Source organism: Pseudomonas extremorientalis, assembly GCF_001870465.1.
GTDB classification, from domain to species: domain Bacteria; phylum Pseudomonadota; class Gammaproteobacteria; order Pseudomonadales; family Pseudomonadaceae; genus Aquipseudomonas; species Aquipseudomonas extremorientalis.
This window is the reverse complement of sequence record NZ_MDGK01000041.1, coordinates 14,269-31,610: the sequence shown is the minus strand read 5'-3', so window position 1 is coordinate 31,610 and position 17,342 is coordinate 14,269. Positions and strand designations below refer to the sequence as shown.

The 17,342-nt window shown below is 62.1% G+C and carries 11 protein-coding genes and 1 pseudogene; 6 read left to right on the top strand and 6 right to left on the bottom strand.

Annotation, left to right across the window (positions count from 1 at the left end):
• Window positions 1–72 precede the first annotated feature (72 nt).
• The 4 genes from BFN10_RS16620 to BFN10_RS16605 all read left to right on the top strand — a co-directional run bounded on the left by BFN10_RS16620 (window position 73) and on the right by BFN10_RS16605 (window position 9,032).
• Window positions 73–2,061 (top strand): alpha-1,4-glucan--maltose-1-phosphate maltosyltransferase, encoded by a 1,989-nt coding sequence (locus BFN10_RS16620; protein ID WP_071490583.1) that lies wholly within the window; start codon window positions 73–75, stop codon window positions 2,059–2,061.
• Window positions 2,062–2,217: 156 nt separating this feature from the next.
• Window positions 2,218–5,580, top strand: coding sequence for a maltose alpha-D-glucosyltransferase (treS, locus tag BFN10_RS16615; RefSeq protein ID WP_071490582.1), 3,363 nt, complete (start codon window positions 2,218–2,220; stop codon window positions 5,578–5,580).
• Window positions 5,577–7,814 (top strand): 1,4-alpha-glucan branching protein GlgB, encoded by a 2,238-nt coding sequence (glgB, locus tag BFN10_RS16610; protein WP_071490581.1) that lies wholly within the window; start codon window positions 5,577–5,579, stop codon window positions 7,812–7,814. The genes treS and glgB overlap by 4 nt, the downstream gene beginning before the upstream one ends.
• A 51-nt stretch (window positions 7,815–7,865) precedes the next feature.
• Window positions 7,866–9,032 (top strand): GGDEF domain-containing protein, encoded by a 1,167-nt coding sequence (locus tag BFN10_RS16605; RefSeq protein WP_071490580.1) that lies wholly within the window; start codon window positions 7,866–7,868, stop codon window positions 9,030–9,032.
• A gap of 15 nt (window positions 9,033–9,047) precedes the next feature.
• Here BFN10_RS16605 and BFN10_RS16600 read toward each other — a convergent pair whose 3' ends face one another.
• From BFN10_RS16600 to BFN10_RS16580, 5 genes are all read right to left on the bottom strand, one after another.
• Window positions 9,048–11,228 (bottom strand): GAF domain-containing hybrid sensor histidine kinase/response regulator, encoded by a 2,181-nt coding sequence (locus BFN10_RS16600; RefSeq protein ID WP_071490579.1) that lies wholly within the window; start codon window positions 11,226–11,228, stop codon window positions 9,048–9,050.
• Between the two features lie 152 nt (window positions 11,229–11,380).
• A complete protein-coding gene (locus BFN10_RS16595; RefSeq protein ID WP_071490578.1) occupies window positions 11,381–12,232 on the bottom strand; it encodes a CAP domain-containing protein in 852 nt (283 codons plus the stop codon).
• Window positions 12,233–12,313: 81 nt separating this feature from the next.
• A complete protein-coding gene (locus BFN10_RS16590; protein WP_071490577.1) occupies window positions 12,314–13,639 on the bottom strand; it encodes an MFS transporter in 1,326 nt (441 codons plus the stop codon).
• Between the two features lie 58 nt (window positions 13,640–13,697).
• Window positions 13,698–14,891: an L-2-hydroxyglutarate oxidase gene (lhgO, locus tag BFN10_RS16585; protein ID WP_071490576.1), complete on the bottom strand. Its 1,194-nt coding sequence runs from the start codon at window positions 14,889–14,891 to the stop codon at window positions 13,698–13,700.
• 111 nt (window positions 14,892–15,002) lie between these two features.
• Window positions 15,003–15,713, bottom strand: coding sequence for a FadR/GntR family transcriptional regulator (locus tag BFN10_RS16580; protein WP_071490575.1), 711 nt, complete (start codon window positions 15,711–15,713; stop codon window positions 15,003–15,005).
• 92 nt (window positions 15,714–15,805) lie between these two features.
• Between BFN10_RS16580 and BFN10_RS29940 the strand changes: the two are divergent.
• Window positions 15,806–15,922, top strand: a pseudogene (locus tag BFN10_RS29940) (LysR family transcriptional regulator); the annotation flags it as partial.
• A gap of 22 nt (window positions 15,923–15,944) precedes the next feature.
• The gene (locus BFN10_RS16575; RefSeq protein WP_071490574.1) at window positions 15,945–16,610 is read left to right on the top strand and encodes a GNAT family N-acetyltransferase; all 666 of its coding nucleotides are present in this window, start codon (window positions 15,945–15,947) and stop codon (window positions 16,608–16,610) included.
• Window positions 16,611–16,709: 99 nt separating this feature from the next.
• On the opposite strand, the gene BFN10_RS16570 is transcribed toward BFN10_RS16575, so the two are convergent.
• The gene (locus BFN10_RS16570) at window positions 16,710–17,303 is read right to left on the bottom strand and encodes a TetR/AcrR family transcriptional regulator (RefSeq protein ID WP_071490573.1); all 594 of its coding nucleotides are present in this window, start codon (window positions 17,301–17,303) and stop codon (window positions 16,710–16,712) included.
• Window positions 17,304–17,342 lie beyond the last annotated feature (39 nt).

Genomic DNA, 17,342 nt, shown 5'->3' with positions numbered 1-17,342 from the left:
GGGAGAGCTCAGCCGTATCGCAATTTCGGATCAAGCAAAGAGCGTCCACAGGGCGTAAGGGGAAGATGCTCGATGACTGCTGAAACACAGGTTCCAGACACCTCCATATTGCCGCTGTCCCAGGCGCTGTTGCTGCCCCGGATCGCGATCGAAAGCACCACCCCCGTGATCGACGGCGGCGAATTTGCCGTCAAGGCCGTGGTTGGCCAACGGGTCAACGTCACCAGCAAGGTGTTTGCCGACGGCCATGACAAGCTCGCCGTGCTGATCCGCTGGCGCCCGCTGCAGGACGAAAGCTGGCACAGCGTGGTCATGACCGACGTGGGCAACAACGGCTGGGAAGGCGCGTTTACCGTGACCCAGCAAGGCCCCCACGAATACTGCATCGAAGCCTGGATCGACACCTTCGCCAGCTTCTGTTACGAGCTGCGCAAGAAGCATGAGGCCGGCGTGCCGGTCAGCCTGGAGTTGCAGGAAGGCCGCAGCCTGGTGCTGCAGGCCGCCGAACGCAGTGACAACGAACTTCGCGACCGCCTCATGCTGCTGCACCACGAACTCTCCGGCCAGCTGGAAACCGAGCAGGTTGCGCAGTTCCTGCACGAAGACAGTGCACATTTGATGACCCAGGCTGATCACCGTGCCTACCTGAGCATCAGCACGGTTTACCCGATCGATGTGGAACGTGAGGCGGCACTGTTCGCCAGTTGGTACGAGCTGTTCCCGCGCTCGATCACTGACGATCCCGCACGGCACGGCACGTTCAATGACGTGCATTCGCGCCTGTCGATGATCCATGACATGGGCTTCGACGTGCTGTATTTCCCGCCTATCCACCCCATCGGGCGCAGCCACCGCAAAGGCAAGAACAACTCGCTGACCGCCGGTCCCGATGATCCGGGCAGCCCGTATGCAATCGGCAGCGAAGAGGGCGGCCACGAAGCCATCCACCCGCAACTGGGCAGCCGCGACGACTTCCGCCGCCTGGTCCAGGCCGCCGCCGAACATGGCCTGGAAATCGCCCTGGACTTCGCCATCCAGTGTTCCCAGGACCACCCATGGCTCAAAGAGCATCCGGGCTGGTTCAACTGGCGCCCGGACGGCACGATCAAGTACGCGGAAAACCCGCCGAAAAAGTATCAGGACATCGTCAACGTCGACTTCTATGCGGCGGATGCCATCCCAGGCCTGTGGACCGAGCTGCGCGATATCGTGGTGGGCTGGGTGGAAGAGGGTGTGAAGACTTTTCGCGTCGACAACCCCCACACCAAGCCGCTGCCGTTCTGGCAATGGTTGATCAGCGACGTACGGTCCAAGTACCCGGAGGTGATCTTCCTCGCCGAGGCGTTCACCACGCCGGCGATGATGGCGCGCCTGGGCAAGGTCGGCTACTCCCAGAGCTACACCTACTTCACCTGGCGCAATACCAAGGCCGAGTTGAGCGAGTACCTGGTCCAGTTGAATGAGTCGCCATGGCGTGAGTGCTACCGGCCAAATTTCTTCGTCAACACGCCGGACATCAACCCTGGCTTCCTGCATGAGTCAGGACGCCCGGGCTTTTTGATCCGCGCCGCGCTGGCAACCATGGGCTCGGGCCTGTGGGGCATGTATTCGGGTTTCGAGTTGTGTGAAGCGGCCCCGGTGCCCGGCAAAGAGGAATACCTGGATTCGGAGAAATACGAAATCCGCCCACGGGATTTCACCGCCCCCGGCAACATCATCGCCGAGATCGCCCAGCTCAACCGCATTCGTCGGCAGAACCCGGCACTGCAAACGCATTTGGGGCTGAAGCTCTACAACGCCTGGAACGACAACATCCTGTATTTCGGCAAGCGCAGTGAGGATGGCAGCAACTTCATTCTGGTGGCGGTCAACCTCGACCCTTACAACGCCCAGGAAGCCAATTTCGAGTTGCCGCTGTGGGAGTTGGGGTTGCCGGACGATGCCCAGACACAGGGCGAAGACTTGATGAATGGCCATCGCTGGACCTGGTATGGCAAGCACCAGTGGACACGGCTGGAGCCGCAGATGCCGTTCGGGATCTGGCGTATCACCACCTCTTAAACCCTGCGCGGGACAAATGTGGGAGGGGGCTTGCCCCCGATAGCAGTGTGTCAGCCACCGCTTCATCAACTGACACACCCTCATCGGGTGCAGGTCGAATCGTCGCACCGCCTCTCCCACATTGACCGAGTGGTTCAAGTATTTCAGGAGCTTCCAATGGCGAAGAAACCCAACGCTGCCACCTTCATCAAAGACCCGCTCTGGTACAAGGACGCGGTGATCTACCAGGTTCACGTCAAATCCTATTTCGACTCCAACAATGACGGTATCGGCGACTTTCCCGGCCTGATCGCCAAGCTCGATTACATCGCCGACCTCGGCGTCAACACTATCTGGCTGCTGCCGTTCTACCCCTCGCCACGCCGCGACGATGGCTACGACATCGCAGAATACCGCGGCGTACACAGTGACTACGGGACGATGGCCGACGCCAAGCGCTTTATCGCCGAGGCGCACAAGCGCGGTCTGCGGGTGATCACCGAGCTGGTGATCAACCACACCTCCGACCAGCACCCCTGGTTCCAGCGTGCGCGCAAGGCCAAGCCCGGTTCGGCGGCGCGGGACTTCTACGTGTGGTCGGATGACGACCAGAAATACGACGGCACGCGCATCATCTTCCTCGACACCGAGAAGTCCAACTGGACCTGGGACCCGGTCGCCGGCCAATATTTCTGGCACCGTTTCTACTCGCACCAGCCCGACCTCAACTTCGACAACCCGCAGGTCATGAAAGCCGTGCTGTCGGTGATGCGTTACTGGCTGGACATGGGCATCGACGGCCTGCGCCTGGACGCGATCCCCTATTTGATCGAACGCGATGGGACCAACAACGAAAACCTGCCTGAGACTCACGACGTGCTCAAGCAGATCCGTGCCGAGATCGACGCCCATTACCCCGACCGCATGCTGCTGGCCGAAGCCAACCAGTGGCCGGAAGACACGCAACTCTACTTCGGCGACAAAAAGGGCGACGACGGCGACGAATGCCACATGGCCTTCCATTTTCCGCTGATGCCGCGCATGTACATGGCCCTGGCCCAGGAAGATCGCTTCCCGATCACCGATATCCTGCGCCAGACTCCGGAAATCCCCGCCAATTGCCAGTGGGCGATCTTCCTGCGCAACCATGATGAGCTGACCCTGGAAATGGTCACCGACAAAGAGCGCGACTACCTGTGGAACTACTACGCCGCCGACCGGCGTGCGCGGATCAATCTGGGGATTCGCCGGCGCCTGGCACCGTTGATGGAGCGCGATCGCCGCCGTGTCGAGTTGCTCAACAGTCTGTTGCTGTCGATGCCGGGCACGCCGACCTTGTACTACGGCGATGAAATCGGCATGGGCGATAACATCTACCTGGGTGACCGCGATGGTGTGCGCACGCCGATGCAGTGGTCCATCGACCGCAACGGCGGTTTCTCCCGCGCCGACCCGGCCAGCCTGGTACTGCCGCCGATCATGGACCCGCAATATGGCTATCAGTCGGTCAATGTGGAGACCCAGGCCCAGGACCCGCATTCGCTGCTGAACTGGACCCGGCGCATGTTGGCGGTGCGCAAGCAGTCCAAGGCCTTTGGCCGGGGCAGCCTGAAAATGCTCTCGCCGAGCAACCGGCGCATCCTGGCCTATACCCGCGAATTCACCGGGGAGGACGGGCGCAACGAGATCATTCTGTGCGTGGCCAACGTGTCGCGCAGTGCCCAGGCGGCAGAGCTGGACCTGTCGGCGTTTGCCGGCATGGTGCCGGTGGAAATGCTCGGCGGTAATGCCTTCCCGCCCATCGGCCAGTTGAATTTCCTGCTGACCCTGGCGCCCTACGGCTTCTATTGGTTTGTGCTGGCGCCGGAAAACCAGATGCCCAGCTGGCATGTGGAACCGGCCCAGAGCATGCCCGACTTCACCACACTGGTATTGAAAAAACGCATGGAAGAACTGCTTGAAGAACCTTGCCGCGCGTCCCTGGAACAGACCGCTCTGCCGGCGTGGTTGCCCAAGCGCCGCTGGTTTGCTGGCAAGGACACGGCCATCGACAGCGTGCGCATTGCCTACGGTGTGCGTTTTGGCGACCCGCAGCATCCGGTGTTGCTCAGCGAGGTCGAAGTGACGGCCGCAGGCCAGGTCAGCCGCTACCAGTTACCGTTCGGTTTCCTCGGTGAAGACCAGTTCACCAGCGCCTTGCCCCAGCAATTGGCGCTGGCCCGCGTACGTCGGGTGCGCCAGGTCGGGTTGGTGACCGATGCCTTCAGCCTTGAACACTTTATTCGTGCGGTGATCCAGGGCTTGCAAGCGGGCACCGTGCTCGAGACTGGCGACGGTGAGCTGCGCTTTGCGGCCACACCGCACTTGGCCAGGTTGCAACTGACGGATGAGTCCGAGGTGCGTTACTTGTCGGCCGAGCAATCGAACAGCTCGGTGGTGGTCGGTGAGAGCCTGGTGCTCAAGCTGATCCGCAAAGTCGCCTCCGGCGTGCACCCGGAACTGGAGATGAGTGCCTATCTGACGGCCGCGGGCTACCCCAATATTTCGCCACTGCTGGGGTCGATGGTGCGCCACGACGCCGAGGGCCAGGACAACCTGCTGATGATTGCCCAGGGCTACCTGAGCAACCAGGGCGATGCCTGGAGCTGGACCCAGAACAATCTGGAGCGGGCGATCCGCGACGAACTGGCCGAGGCCATTTCCGAGCAGGAACAACACTACAACGCCCTGGGCGAGCTGGCGGATTTTGCCGGGCTGCTCGGCCAGCGCCTGGGCGAAATGCACCAGGTGCTCGGTGCAAAAACCACCGACAAGGCCTTCAAACCCGAAATCACCACGGCCAAGGACACCCAGGCCTGGGCCAAGGACGTCGGCGCACAACTGGAGCGTGCGCTGCACTTGCTCAAACTTCATCAAAGCCAATTGAACCCGGCGGATCAAGCGCTGGTCAGTGATTTGCTGGCGCAGAAAAAAGCCATCGTCAGCCATGTGCAGGCTTTGGCGAAAGCCACGGCGGGCGGGTTGCGCATCCGCGTGCATGGTGACTTGCACCTGGGTCAAGTGCTGGTGGTGAAGGGCGATGCTTACCTGATCGACTTCGAAGGGGAGCCGGCGCGGCTATTGCATGAGCGACGTGGCAAGCACAGCCCCTATAAAGATGTGAGCGGCGTATTGCGCTCATTCGACTATGCGGCGGCGATGGCCCTGAATGTTCAAGGGGTGGATCACTCGCCCGAGGCGGACCAGGCGCGCAGACGCGTGACGGAACGTTACCTCAAGGAAGCACGGCAGGCCTTTATCCGGGCTTATCAGGCGGCGACGGCTACACTGGCGCATGACTGGCAGGATGCCAGAGGCCAGGACGCCGCGCTGACGTTGTTCAGCCTGGAGAAGGCCGCGTACGAAGTGGCCTACGAAGCGGAAAACCGCCCGACCTGGTTGCCGGTGCCCCTGCAAGGGTTGCAAGGTTTACTGAGCGGGATTGCTTCTATAAAGGAAGCACCTATATCGAACACTGCACGCGGTGGGGAGACGTCATGAGTTTTACACATAAAGAACCGCTGCAACCGAAACTGACTGCATTGCCGGCGTCCAGGGACGTCGAAGCGCTGGTCCGCGCCGAACACCACGACCCGTTCTCGGTGCTGGGGCCGCACGATGATGAACACGGCGGCCAGTTTATCCGCGCATTCCTGCCCGAGGCCTTGAGTGTGCAAGTGCTGGCACGTGATGGCGGCGAGCAGCTGGGCAGCCTGGACGCGAGCCAGGTGCCGGGCTTGTTTGTCGGCCAGTTCAAGACCCGTCAGCCGTACCTGTTGAAAATCCAGTGGGCCGGTGGCGAACAGATCACCGAAGACCCGTACAGCTTCCAGCAACTGCTGCTGGGTGAAATGGACCTTTACCTGTTTGCCGAAGGCAATCACCGCGACCTCGGCAGTTGCCTGGGCGCCCAGGTGACCAGCGTCGACGGCGTGGCGGGCGTGCGCTTTGCCGTGTGGGCACCGAATGCGCGGCGGGTGTCGGTGGTGGGCGACTTCAATATCTGGGACGGTCGTCGCCATCCGATGCGCTTGCGCCATCCTTCCGGGGTGTGGGAGATCTTTATCCCTCGCCTGCAACCGGGGGCGGCCTACAAGTACGAGATTCTAGGTGCCCATGGGATCCTGCCGCTCAAGGCCGATCCGGTGGCGCTGGCCACCCAGTTGCCGCCCGACACAGCCTCCAAGGTGGCCGAACCGTTGCAAGTGGACTGGCAGGACCATGCCTGGATGCAATCGCGGGTCGACAAGCAAAAGACCACGGCACCCCTGTCGATCTATGAGCTGCACGTCGGCTCCTGGCAGTGCGAGTTGGATGAGGCCGGCGAAGTGGCCCGCCAATATAACTGGCGTGAACTGGCCGAGCGCCTGATTCCCTACGTGCAGCAATTGGGCTTCACCCACGTCGAGCTGATGCCGATCATGGAGCACCCGTTCGGCGGCTCCTGGGGCTACCAGGCGCTGTCGCAATTTGCGCCGACGGCGCGGTTCGGCTCTCCGCAGGATTTCGCCTACTTCGTCGATGCGCTGCACCAGGCCGATATCGGCGTGATCCTTGACTGGGTGCCGGCGCATTTTCCCACCGATACCCACGGCCTGGCGCAATTCGACGGCACTGCGCTGTACGAATATGCCAACCCGCTGGAAGGCTTCCACCAGGATTGGGACACGCTGATCTACAACCTGGGCCGCACCGAGGTGCACGGCTTCATGCTGGCTTCGGCGCTGCACTGGCTCAAGCATTTTCACATCGACGGGCTGCGCGTGGATGCCGTGGCGTCCATGCTCTACCGCGACTATTCGCGCAAGGCCGGCGAATGGGTGCCGAACCGCCATGGCGGCCGCGAGAACCTTGAAGCTATCGACTTCCTGCGCCACCTGAACGACGTGGTGGCCCAGGAAGCGCCGGGTGCGCTGGTGATTGCCGAGGAGTCCACCGCCTGGCCGGGCGTGAGCCAGCCGACCCAGCAGGGCGGGTTGGGCTTCAACTACAAATGGAACATGGGCTGGATGCATGACTCCCTGCATTACATCCAGCAGGACCCGGTGTACCGTGCCCACCATCACAACGAACTGAGTTTCGGCCTGGTGTATGCCTGGTCCGAGCGGTTCATCCTGCCGATCTCCCACGATGAGGTGGTACACGGCAAGCACTCGCTGATCGACAAGATGCCAGGAGACCGCTGGCAGAAATTCGCCAACCTGCGTGCCTACCTCGCGTTCATGTGGATGCACCCTGGCAAGAAACTGCTGTTCATGGGCTGCGAGTTCGGCCAATGGCGCGAATGGAACCACGATCAGCAACTGGACTGGTACTTGCTGCAGTATGCCGAACACAAAGGCGTGCAAAAGCTGGTCGGCGACTTGAACCGTCTGTACCGCGAAGAGCCGGCGTTGCATGAACAGGACGATGCGCCCCAGGGCTTCCAGTGGCTGATCGGCGACGACGCGATCAACAGCGTCTATGCCTGGCTGCGCTGGAGCAAGGACGGTAAGCCGGTGCTGGTGGTGGCCAATTTCACCCCGGTGCCGCGTGAGGGTTATGCCGTCGGTGTTCCTTTTGCTGGACGCTGGAGCGAAGTGATCAACAGTGACGCCGATATGTACGCAGGTTCCAATTACGGTAACGGGGGCGAGGTATTTACCCAGGAAGAGCCCCGTCATGGGCAAGCGGTGTCACTGTCTTTGAATTTGCCGCCCCTGGGTGTGCTGATTCTGCGTCCGGAACCGCTTTAAAGGCTCTACCGTGCTGGATTCTGTTGTCCACGCTACTGGCAGGGTGCCACAATGGCGCCTTTGTCGTGGCAGTCGAATCAGGCGAATCTCATGAATGGCCTTGGGCGTGGGCAGGACCAGGATTGCGTTATAGAAGAGCAGGTGCGGACCGATCGTTTGCACCAGTTGTTCCGGCAATCATTTTCCGCCATTTTCGGCAGCTACTTGGGCGCCATAATGCTCTCCTGGCTGTGCTGGGACCGGTTTGATCATCAAGTCATCCTGGTTTGGCTGCTGGCATTGGCGGCCTCGACGTTATTGCGGCTCAAGATGTTCATGGAGTGGTTTCGCTGCCCCAACGCCGAGCGCACCCCGGATCGCTGGGAACGCCGCTACTGGATCACGCTGATGCTGTCGGCCGGCATCTGGGGCTTCGGCGCGCTGGCGGTGATGCCCACCGATGACCGACTGTCCCAGGCCCTGGTGATGCTGTTTACCGTGGGTATGTCGGTGAGTGCAGTGTCTTGCTATTCGGCGTACCGCTATATGACGCTGGGGTCCATGGGCCTGGTTTTGTTCCCGTGCACCCTCTGGCTGCTGTTCCAGCCTTCGCCGATGCAAATCGGCGTGGCCATCGCGGTATTGGTGTTTTCCACCTTTGTGGTGAGTGCCACGCGCAAGCTGTCCGATGCCCTGGAAAAGGCCTTTCGCCTGACCCGGCAAATGGAACGTGCCCACAACATCTCCACCCGCGCCGCCCAGACCGATGAACTCACCGGCCTGATGAATCGCCGCGCCTTCTTCGAGCATGCCCAGGTGTTGTATGAACAATGCCGGCACAATCGTCAGCCGCTGTGTGCGCTGATGATGGACATGGACCACTTCAAGGAAATCAACGACACCTACGGCCACCAGGCCGGTGACCAGGTGTTGCGCCAGATTGGCGGAGTGATCAGCGCTTCGTTCCGCCAGGCCGATGTGTACGGGCGCCTGGGGGGTGAAGAGTTCGCGGTGTTGCTGCCCAACACTTCGCTGGAAACCGCACGGGCTATCGCCGAGCAGTTGATCAAGGCGATCTCCAGCCTGTCTTCCGCGCCGGTGCATGGCTTGACCGCCAGCCTCGGTGTTGCCTCCACCCATGCCCAGGATCAAGACCTGCACGGCCTGATGAATACGGCCGACAAGGCGCTGTACCGGGCGAAAGCCCTGGGTCGTAATCAAGTGGCCGTGGCAGAGTAAGGCTTTGGGTCTCGGCTAGGGCATCGCCTTGGCCAATGCCCGGGCCACCTGGTCTGCGGAGTAGGGCTTGGCCAGGAACTCGAACCCTTCGTAGCCACTGTCGGCCAGTTCTTCGCTGTAGCCGGAGGTGAGCACCACCGGCAAGTCCGGGCGTCGCTGGCGCAGCACCTTGGCCATGGCCACACCGGTCATGCCGGGCATCACCACATCCGAGAACACCCCATCGAACCCCAGGGCATCGGCACCGGCCAGGGCGAGCGCCTGTTCGGCATCGGTGGCCCAGGTGGTGCGGTAGCCCAGGTCCTGGAGGATCTGGTTGGCGAAACGACCGACTTCCAGGTTGTCCTCTACGATGAGGATATGGCGCGGCGTCGCAGTGTGGACCGGTGCAAGATCCTCTGGGCGCGGCGCGAGAGGCATCGCGGGTGGGGCCACTTCCGGCAGATACAAGGTAAACACCGTGCCCTGGCCCACGCGGCTGGACACATCGACGTTGCCGCCGGACTGCTTGGCAAACCCGAACACCTGGGACAACCCCAGGCCAGTGCCTTTGCCCACGGCCTTGGTGGTGAAAAATGGCTCGAAAATGTGCTCGAAGGTGTCTCCCGCAATACCGCTGCCGGTGTCGGTCAGGGAAACGCTCACAAACCCTTCGTGCACCGCTGCGTCGCCGCGGATACGCGGCATTGCATCCACCGTGGCGACACGCAGGACCAGCGTGCCCTGGCCGTCCATGGCATCCCGGGCATTGAGTGCGATATTGATCAGCGCAGTTTCGAACTGGCTGGAGTCGACGCGCACATGGCAAGGGGCATCAGGCAGTTCTACTTGCACGTGGATGCGTGCGCCGGTGACGCTTTCGAGCATCTCGCCGATGTTCCTGACCCGTTGGCCCGCATCGAAGACTTCCGGGTTCAGCGGTTGGCGGCGCGCGAAGGCGAGCAGTTGACTGGTGAGTTTGCTGGCCCGCTCTACGGTATCGGACACCGCGCCCATGTAGCGTTGGCGCCGTTCTTCGGATAACCCCGGCTGACGCAGGAAGTCCACCGAGGAGCGAATGATGGTCAGCAGGTTGTTGAAGTCGTGGGCCACGCCGCCGGTCAATTGGCCGATGGCTTCGAGTTTCTGTGACTGGCGCAGTGCGGCCTCGGCCTGGGTGAGGGCCGCGGTGCGTTCCTGTACCCGTTGTTCCAGCGAGGCGTTCAGCTCGGTGAAGGCTGCCAGGCCTTCGCGTACGGCGGCGTCGGCGCGTACGCGCTCGATATGGGCCCAGGAGCGCTCGGTGACTTCTCCTACCAGCGCCAGGTCATAGGGCGACCAGACCCGGGCCTTTTTGTCATGCACGGCCATCAAGGCGGTGAGGCGGCCGTGCTTGATCAATGGGAAACACACAGTGGCCAACGCGCCCAGCGCCTGATAGCTGGCGGCGTCTTCGGGGGCGAACTCGATGCGATTGTCCTGCACCACCAACGGTTCGCCGGCGCGCAGGCGCTGCACTGCCATTGCGCCGAACGAGGCCAGGCTGTAGTGACCCACGATGCTCGGCGAGCCGGGCGCTGCCCAGTTGCCGCGAATGGTAAAGCCGTCTTCGTCGGCATCCATGTCGGCATACGCGCAGTTGGACACCTGCATGTGCTGCGCCAGCAGGCGCGTGGTGGTGGCCATGATGTGTTCGGCATCGGTGGCGGTGGCGACCGCATTGCCGATGGTGTCCAGGGCCGCCAGGCGCTGGGTGAGAAATACGGTGGTGGTGGTTTCGGTGACCGTGTCGAGCATGCCGACGATCTTGCCATCGGGGTCGCGGATCGGGCTGTAGCAGAACGTGAAGTAGGCCTGCTCCGGCCCCGCACCACGCTCAATGACCAGGGGGAAATTCTCGATGTAGGTCGCGTGCCCCTCGAATGCCGCGTCGGCGATCGGGCTGATCTGGTCCCAGACTTCGTGCCAGATTTCGCTGAAAGGGCGGCCCAATGCGGCAGGTTTATCGCCCAGGATCGGAATAAACGCATCGTTGTAGAGCGTGATCAACTGCGGTCCCCAGATGATGGCCTGGGGGAAGCTTGAGGCGAAGCACAGTGCGGCCGTGGTCTTGAGCACATCCGGCCACTGTTCCAGCGGACCCAGGGGCGTACTCGCCCAATCATGCTGGCGAACCCGCTCAGCCATGTCGCTGCTACTCTGCAGCCAATTCATCATTGCAAGAACACCTTGTTTGCCGCGATCTGCGTAACGCCTTGAAGGGAGGGCCTGACATGCAACAGACCGGAAACCCCGCTGGCAGTTCAGCGGCATTATCGCGGTGATAGCAACTTGATGCACTCTGCGTGCGTGGCGATCTGCAAGCCGGCTTATTGCGCGCCGAAAACTGCCGTCCAATAAATCCCCGCGTCACTCTTAGGGTCCATCGCATAGGCCGCGCCCAGCTCGCGGAACTGCGGGTTCATCAGGTTGGCGCAATGGCCTGGGCTGGCGAGCCAGCCGTCGACCACCTTGCGTGGCGTGTCCAGGCCGGCGGCGATGTTTTCGCCGATGTTCTTCGCGATATACCCGGCCAGTTCCGCACGGTCGCCGGGGGTACGGCCGTCGTGGTCGAGGTGGTCGAAGAAATTGCCGTTGGCCATGTTTCGCGTGTGGCTGTTGGCGGCGCCGGCCAGGTCGTCATTCCACGACAAGGGCGTGGTGGCGGTAAACGCCTGGGTGCCGCATTGCCGTGGCTGCGATCGCGCGGCGTTGATCAGGTTGAGCAGTTGCTTGCCTTCGGTCTGCCAATCGCCCAGGCCACTGGTCAGCAGCGGGCGGGCGAGCACGATGCGCCAGTCCTGGCCGCTGTTGCTCACGCCGATATCGACGAATTGCGGGTCCAGCACCACGCGGCAGAAGCTCTCGCGCACGGCCTTCATGGCCGCCTGGGCATCCTTGGGTCCGGACAGGCTGATGGCCTGCACGTTGACCATCGGGTACGCGGCGCGTGCCAGCGCTTGCTGCAAGTCGCCCACATTGGTGGCCGGCAGCACCAGCCGGGTGTCGCTGGCCAGCGGTGGCAGTTCCTGGGAACCCTGGTCGCCGCAGCGTTGCACCTGGCTGCGGTATTGGTTGATCTGTTGTACCAACTGACTTTCTTCATTCGCCATCGCGCTGGCGCAGAACACCGTAGTGGCGGCCAGCGTCGTAAGACCCATCATCAATGACAGAACGCGCATGGACGTTACCCTTGAGCTTGAAAGTGCCCATGATGCGCGATCCGGGTGCATCCATGCACCCGTTAGTCCGAACTTTTTCCTTTAGTTTTTGAATGCCGAGTGTTTACGGCCCTGGTCGCACAAGGCAAACACCACCACTAACAGCGCAGAAATGGCCAGGATGATGACAACGCCATCCGTGGAGTGGGTAGCCGAGCCCGCCACCATCGACAGGGCGCCCAACGGTGCCAGGCCGCCCGCGATGGCCGTGCCGATTTCACGCCCGGTGCCAAAGCCCGAGGAGCGCGTCTGGGTCGGGAACTGACGGCTCAGGAACGAGCCTTGGGGGGCGAACATCATCGGCGCAAGAATGCCGGTGCCGACCCCGATGGCAATGTAGATCATCAGGCTTTCGCCGGTGTTGAGCAGGGCCAGGAACGGGTAGGCGAACAGCAGCGAGCACACCCCGCCGAGCATCAGCACGGCCTTACTGCTCCACTTGTCGCACAGCCAGCCGAAGCAGGGCACGGCGACGATGGCAACCAGGCTGGCAATCGTCACCGAAAGCGATGTGACGTGTACGTCCACGCCTTTGAACTGGGTCAGGTACGCCAGGGAAAAGGTCTTGAAGATGTAGCTCAGCGCGTTGTAGCCAATCGCCACGAAGAACACCACGGCGAGGCCTTTCAGGTCGTTCTTGAACAGCGCCTTGAGCGGCGAGGCTTTGGCTTTGTTCTCTGCTTTGCTCAGCTCACTGAATTGCGGGGTCTCCGGGATGCTGTTGCGCACCCACAGGCCGACGCCCACCAGCACGATGCTGCATACAAACGGAATGCGCCACCCGCCGGCCAGCAGGAACTCGTTGCCGTTGATGGTCAGCAGGTACACGGTGAGCGATGACAGCAACAGGCCCAGGTTAAGGCCCAATGCCGGCCAGGCACCCTGGCTGCCACGTTTGCCCTGGGCGGCGTGCTCGTAGGAGGTGACTGCCGCGCCGGACAACTCGGCGCCGGCGCCCAGGCCCTGGATGATGCGGATAAACACCAGCACGATCGGCGCCCAGATGCCGATGGAGGCGTAGCTGGGGATCAGGCCGATCAGCGTGGTGCACACGCCCATCAGGCAGAAGGTCAGCACCAGCACTTGCTTGCGACCGAACTTGTCACCCAGGTAGCCGAACAGGATGCCGCCGAACGGGCGGGCGATAAAGCCGATGGCAAAGGTGGAAAACGCCAGCAGCGTGGCGGTCTTGGGGTCGCCGTTATCGAAGAAGATCTTCGAGAACACAATCGCCGCCATGGTGGCGTACAGGTAAAAGTCGTACCACTCCAGCATCGAGCCGAAGATGGTGGCGGCGGCGACTTTGCGCAGGCGCTTGCGGGTTTGTTCGGGCGATTCGGTGGTGGGAATCGAGGCGGATGCCGTCATGCTGTACTTCCTTCCGGGTCTTTATAGTTATTGTCAAATGGACGTGTCGTGCAGGGTGTTACTCGGGGGTAAACAGGCGGTCGGCGATCATTGCGCCGATGGGCATGGCCGACGTCGCGGCGGGTGAGGGCGCGTTGCACACGTGGAGCATGCGAGGGGTCTGGGCGAACAGGAAATCGTGCACCAGGCTGCCATCGCGCATCACCGCCTGGGCGCGGATACCGGCCTCGCAGGGCAGCAAGTCGTCCAGGGCGAGCGACGGGCAATACTTGCGGCATTGCTCCAGGTAGCCGGACTTGAACAGCGAATTCTTCATCTCGGTGGTGCCGGAGCCGAGGTTCTGCCAGATGGTCTTCCAGAAACCGGGAAAGCTGGCGTACTGCGCCACATCGCGCCAGTTCACCGAGAACTTGCGGTAGTTCTCGCGGCCCAGGCCCAGCACGGCGTTGGGGCCGACGGTGACGCTGCCGTCGATCATGCGGGTCAGGTGCACGCCGAGGAACGGCAGCTCCGGGTCCGGAATCGGGTAGATCAAGTGGTTGACGATGCGGTTCTTCGATTCAGGCAGGCGAAAGTATTCGCCGCGAAACGGGATGATCTGGTGGTCGATCCTGATCCCGGCCAAGGTCGCCAGACGGTCGGACTGCAGCCCGGCGCAGACCACCAGGTGCCGCGCCTGCCAGGTTTCGCCATGGGTGCTGACGCTGACTTTGTCGGTGTCTTCGTGGATCGCGGTGACCGTGCGTTCCAGGCAGATCTCACCGCCGCGGCGGCGGATGACCTGGGCCATGGTTTCGCACACCTGGCGGTAATCGACGATGCCGGTGGCGTCCAGGAACAGTCCGCCCAGGCCGACGATGTTGGGTTCGCGTTGGCGCAATTGGTCGGCGTCCAGGCGCTCGACCTGCATACCGTTGAGCTGGGCGCGGGCATGCAGCGCTTCCATCCGCTGCATCTCCAGGGGGCTGGAGGCCACCAGCAGCTTGCCGCACACCTCGAACCTGATGCCGTGTTCGGTGCAGAACTGCTTGGTCTGTTGGGCGCCGCGCTTGCACAGCTCGGCTTTGAGACTGCCGGGGGCGTAGTAGATGCCGGCGTGAATGACGCCGCTGTTGTGGCCGGTCTGGTGCCTGGCCAGCGCCGACTCTTTTTCCAGGATCACCAGCGAGGCGCCGGGCTGGCGCTGGAGCAGCTCCATCGCGGTGGCGAGGCCGACGATGCCGCCGCCGATAATGCAAAAGTCATGGATCATTGCGTGGGTCTCTGAGCGTGGACATTTCGGTCTGCTTATCAGGTTGTCAGACTAATGGTCTTGTTAAAAAAATGGCGTGTCATGGACACGCTATAGACGGTCGGTATTCGGTCAGCGGGTGGCGGGCAATTCCAATTGCAGGCGCCGTGCGGCCGCGCGCAGGTGGGCTTCGGCACTGGCGGCGGCGCGCTGGGCGTCGCCGTCGGCAATCGCCTGGTACAGCGACTGGTGCTCCTCGGTGGCATCGGCGGAGCCGGTGGCAAAGCGCGATGCCGAGTTTTCCCAGGCGGTTTTGCGTGCGCTGGCCAGTTGGCTCCTGAGGAAATCATGGAATGCCACGAAGTAGTCATTCTTGCTGGCGTCGGCGATGGCGCGGTGGAATTCCACATCGGCCAGGGCGGCGGCTTCGAAGTTGTCGCGGTTGTCCTGCATGGCTTGCAACGCGCTTTTCATGCGTTGCAGGTCGGCGTCGTCGCGGCGCTGGGCGGCAATGGCGGCGGCCTGGGTTTCGATCCACAGGCGCACTTCGAACATTTGCGCCAGGTCGGCACGCCGACCATGCTGCTGGGGAAAGCGGAACACCGTGCCGGCAGGCGTTTGCGAAATGAACGAGCCCAGGCCACGGCGGGCGGTGATCACGCCGTCGGCCTTGAGCTGGGCAATGGCTTCACGCACCACGGAGCGGCTGACGTTGAGTTGTTCGGCCAGTTGCTGTTCGGTGGGCAGGCGCGACTCGGGCGGCAATTGGCCGGCATCGATTTCTGCGCGAATCGCGCTGACAACCCGCACAACCAGCGAATCGGGGCGTTGAAGCTCAAGCATGGGACAACCTTGATGATCAGGTTGTCAGACAATAGTCGTTACGATTTTATCTTGTCAATGTTTGTGTCAGATCGCAGCCGCCGCCCGAGCCGATCGCCAGCGTGCCCGAACGCTACACCACCCATCAACGTGCCGGCCTGGCCCACCGTTGGTTGCGCGGGTGTTTGCGTGAGGTATGCGCCGAACAGGTACAATCCGCGCTGCCTTGACGCTGAACCCCCAGGAATTTGCATGTACAGCCTTACCCGCTACACCACACCGTGCCCCGAGCCGATCAACAGCCAGATCCTGCAATTGGTGGTGGATAACCTCACTGACATCAGCAGCGTAGCGCTGCCGCCGAGCAACCTGCTGTACAACATCTACCAATATGCCACCGGCTTTGAAGTGCACCTGTACCTCGAAGCGCTCAACGGTGCCAAAGGCATTGCGGTCGAGTTGGTGGTGGCGATGGACGGGGACAAGCTGATTGGCTTTTGCCTGTACCTGCCCGTGAAGGATGATCCCGAGGCGTGCGGTGTTGCGTTCATGGCGGTGCAGGTCGGCTATCGGCGCCAGGGTGTGGCCCGCGCAATGATGCGTGACGTGTTGAGCCGTTATCCCCATGCTGAATTGGCCTGTTCGGTGGAGAAGGTGCCCGCCTTTGAGGGCATGGGCTTTCAAGTGCGTGGTGCGCGCGGCACCCAGGTGTTGATGAACACGCGGGACTACGGCACCGATGGCCTGATGGGCGTGCTGGATGTGGCGTCGATCTACCGCTCGCTGGAGGTGCGGCAGATTCATACGTACCTGCTGCAAAAGCATGGCAAGCGCGCCATGGTGGATGCGGAGAAGCAGCGTGACCGCCACCTCGATCAACTGGCGCGCAAGGTGCAGTTGTTTGTTGCCGGGCGTTGAGTGGATCTTTTTTGTGGCAAGCCCGCTCACTACCATGTGGCAATGTGAGCTGTCAGTTGCCGCCGCCGTGTCGGTTGTTGCATCGTCACCAAAAACTTTCTAGACGCGCCCACGATTGACCATCGCCAGGATGGTCGCCAGCAACTCCTGTTGCGCCTCTTCACGGCTGATCTCACCACTGGCCGCTGCCTGGGACAACGCTTCCGCAGCCCCCAGCATTGCCCTTAGACCCGGCTGGGAAATCCGGCCGAAGGGCGACAGCGCATCGCGGCATTTATCGAGAAAGATTGCCTCGTACTGGCGCTTGAGCGTCTCCAGCTCCGGCGAGCTGCTGAGCGCGGCGATCACCCCCGGAATTTCCCGACCCTGCAACAGCACGCAGTCCACATAGGACGCGGCGATCACCCAGGCACGGTCCTCAAGCGTAGCGCTGCTGGCCTCGATGGCGTCGACAAACACCTGGTTCTGGCGCGCATCGAAATCTTCATACAGCGCGGTCAGCAACCCGGCGCGGGTGACGAAATGGTCGTAGACCACCGGCTTGGTGACGCCCGCCAGTTCCGCCAGGCGGCCAAGGGTCAGGGCGTCTGTGCCTTCATCGCGCACCAGTTGCCAGGCCACATCAAGTAGTTGGCGCAGGCGATCTTCACGGGACAGGCGACGGCGTGGGGCAGGGGATGCGGGGCTTGACATGCTTATATACCAAAAGTAACTTACTGATCGTAACTTAAG

Coding starts and splice junctions, on each gene's coding strand:
- glgB (WP_071490581.1), top strand. CDS start 5,577: ATGAGTTTTACACATAAAGAACCGCTGCAACCGAAACTGACTGCATTG.
- treS (WP_071490582.1), top strand. CDS start 2,218: ATGGCGAAGAAACCCAACGCTGCCACCTTCATCAAAGACCCGCTCTGG.
- lhgO (WP_071490576.1), bottom strand. CDS start 14,891: ATGATCCATGACTTTTGCATTATCGGCGGCGGCATCGTCGGCCTCGCC.
- BFN10_RS16595 (WP_071490578.1), bottom strand. CDS start 12,232: ATGCGCGTTCTGTCATTGATGATGGGTCTTACGACGCTGGCCGCCACT.
- BFN10_RS16600 (WP_071490579.1), bottom strand. CDS start 11,228: ATGATGAATTGGCTGCAGAGTAGCAGCGACATGGCTGAGCGGGTTCGC.
- BFN10_RS16580 (WP_071490575.1), bottom strand. CDS start 15,713: ATGCTTGAGCTTCAACGCCCCGATTCGCTGGTTGTGCGGGTTGTCAGC.
- BFN10_RS16590 (WP_071490577.1), bottom strand. CDS start 13,639: ATGACGGCATCCGCCTCGATTCCCACCACCGAATCGCCCGAACAAACC.
- BFN10_RS16620 (WP_071490583.1), top strand. CDS start 73: ATGACTGCTGAAACACAGGTTCCAGACACCTCCATATTGCCGCTGTCC.
- BFN10_RS16575 (WP_071490574.1), top strand. CDS start 15,945: ATGTACAGCCTTACCCGCTACACCACACCGTGCCCCGAGCCGATCAAC.
- BFN10_RS16570 (WP_071490573.1), bottom strand. CDS start 17,303: ATGTCAAGCCCCGCATCCCCTGCCCCACGCCGTCGCCTGTCCCGTGAA.
- BFN10_RS16605 (WP_071490580.1), top strand. CDS start 7,866: ATGGCGCCTTTGTCGTGGCAGTCGAATCAGGCGAATCTCATGAATGGC.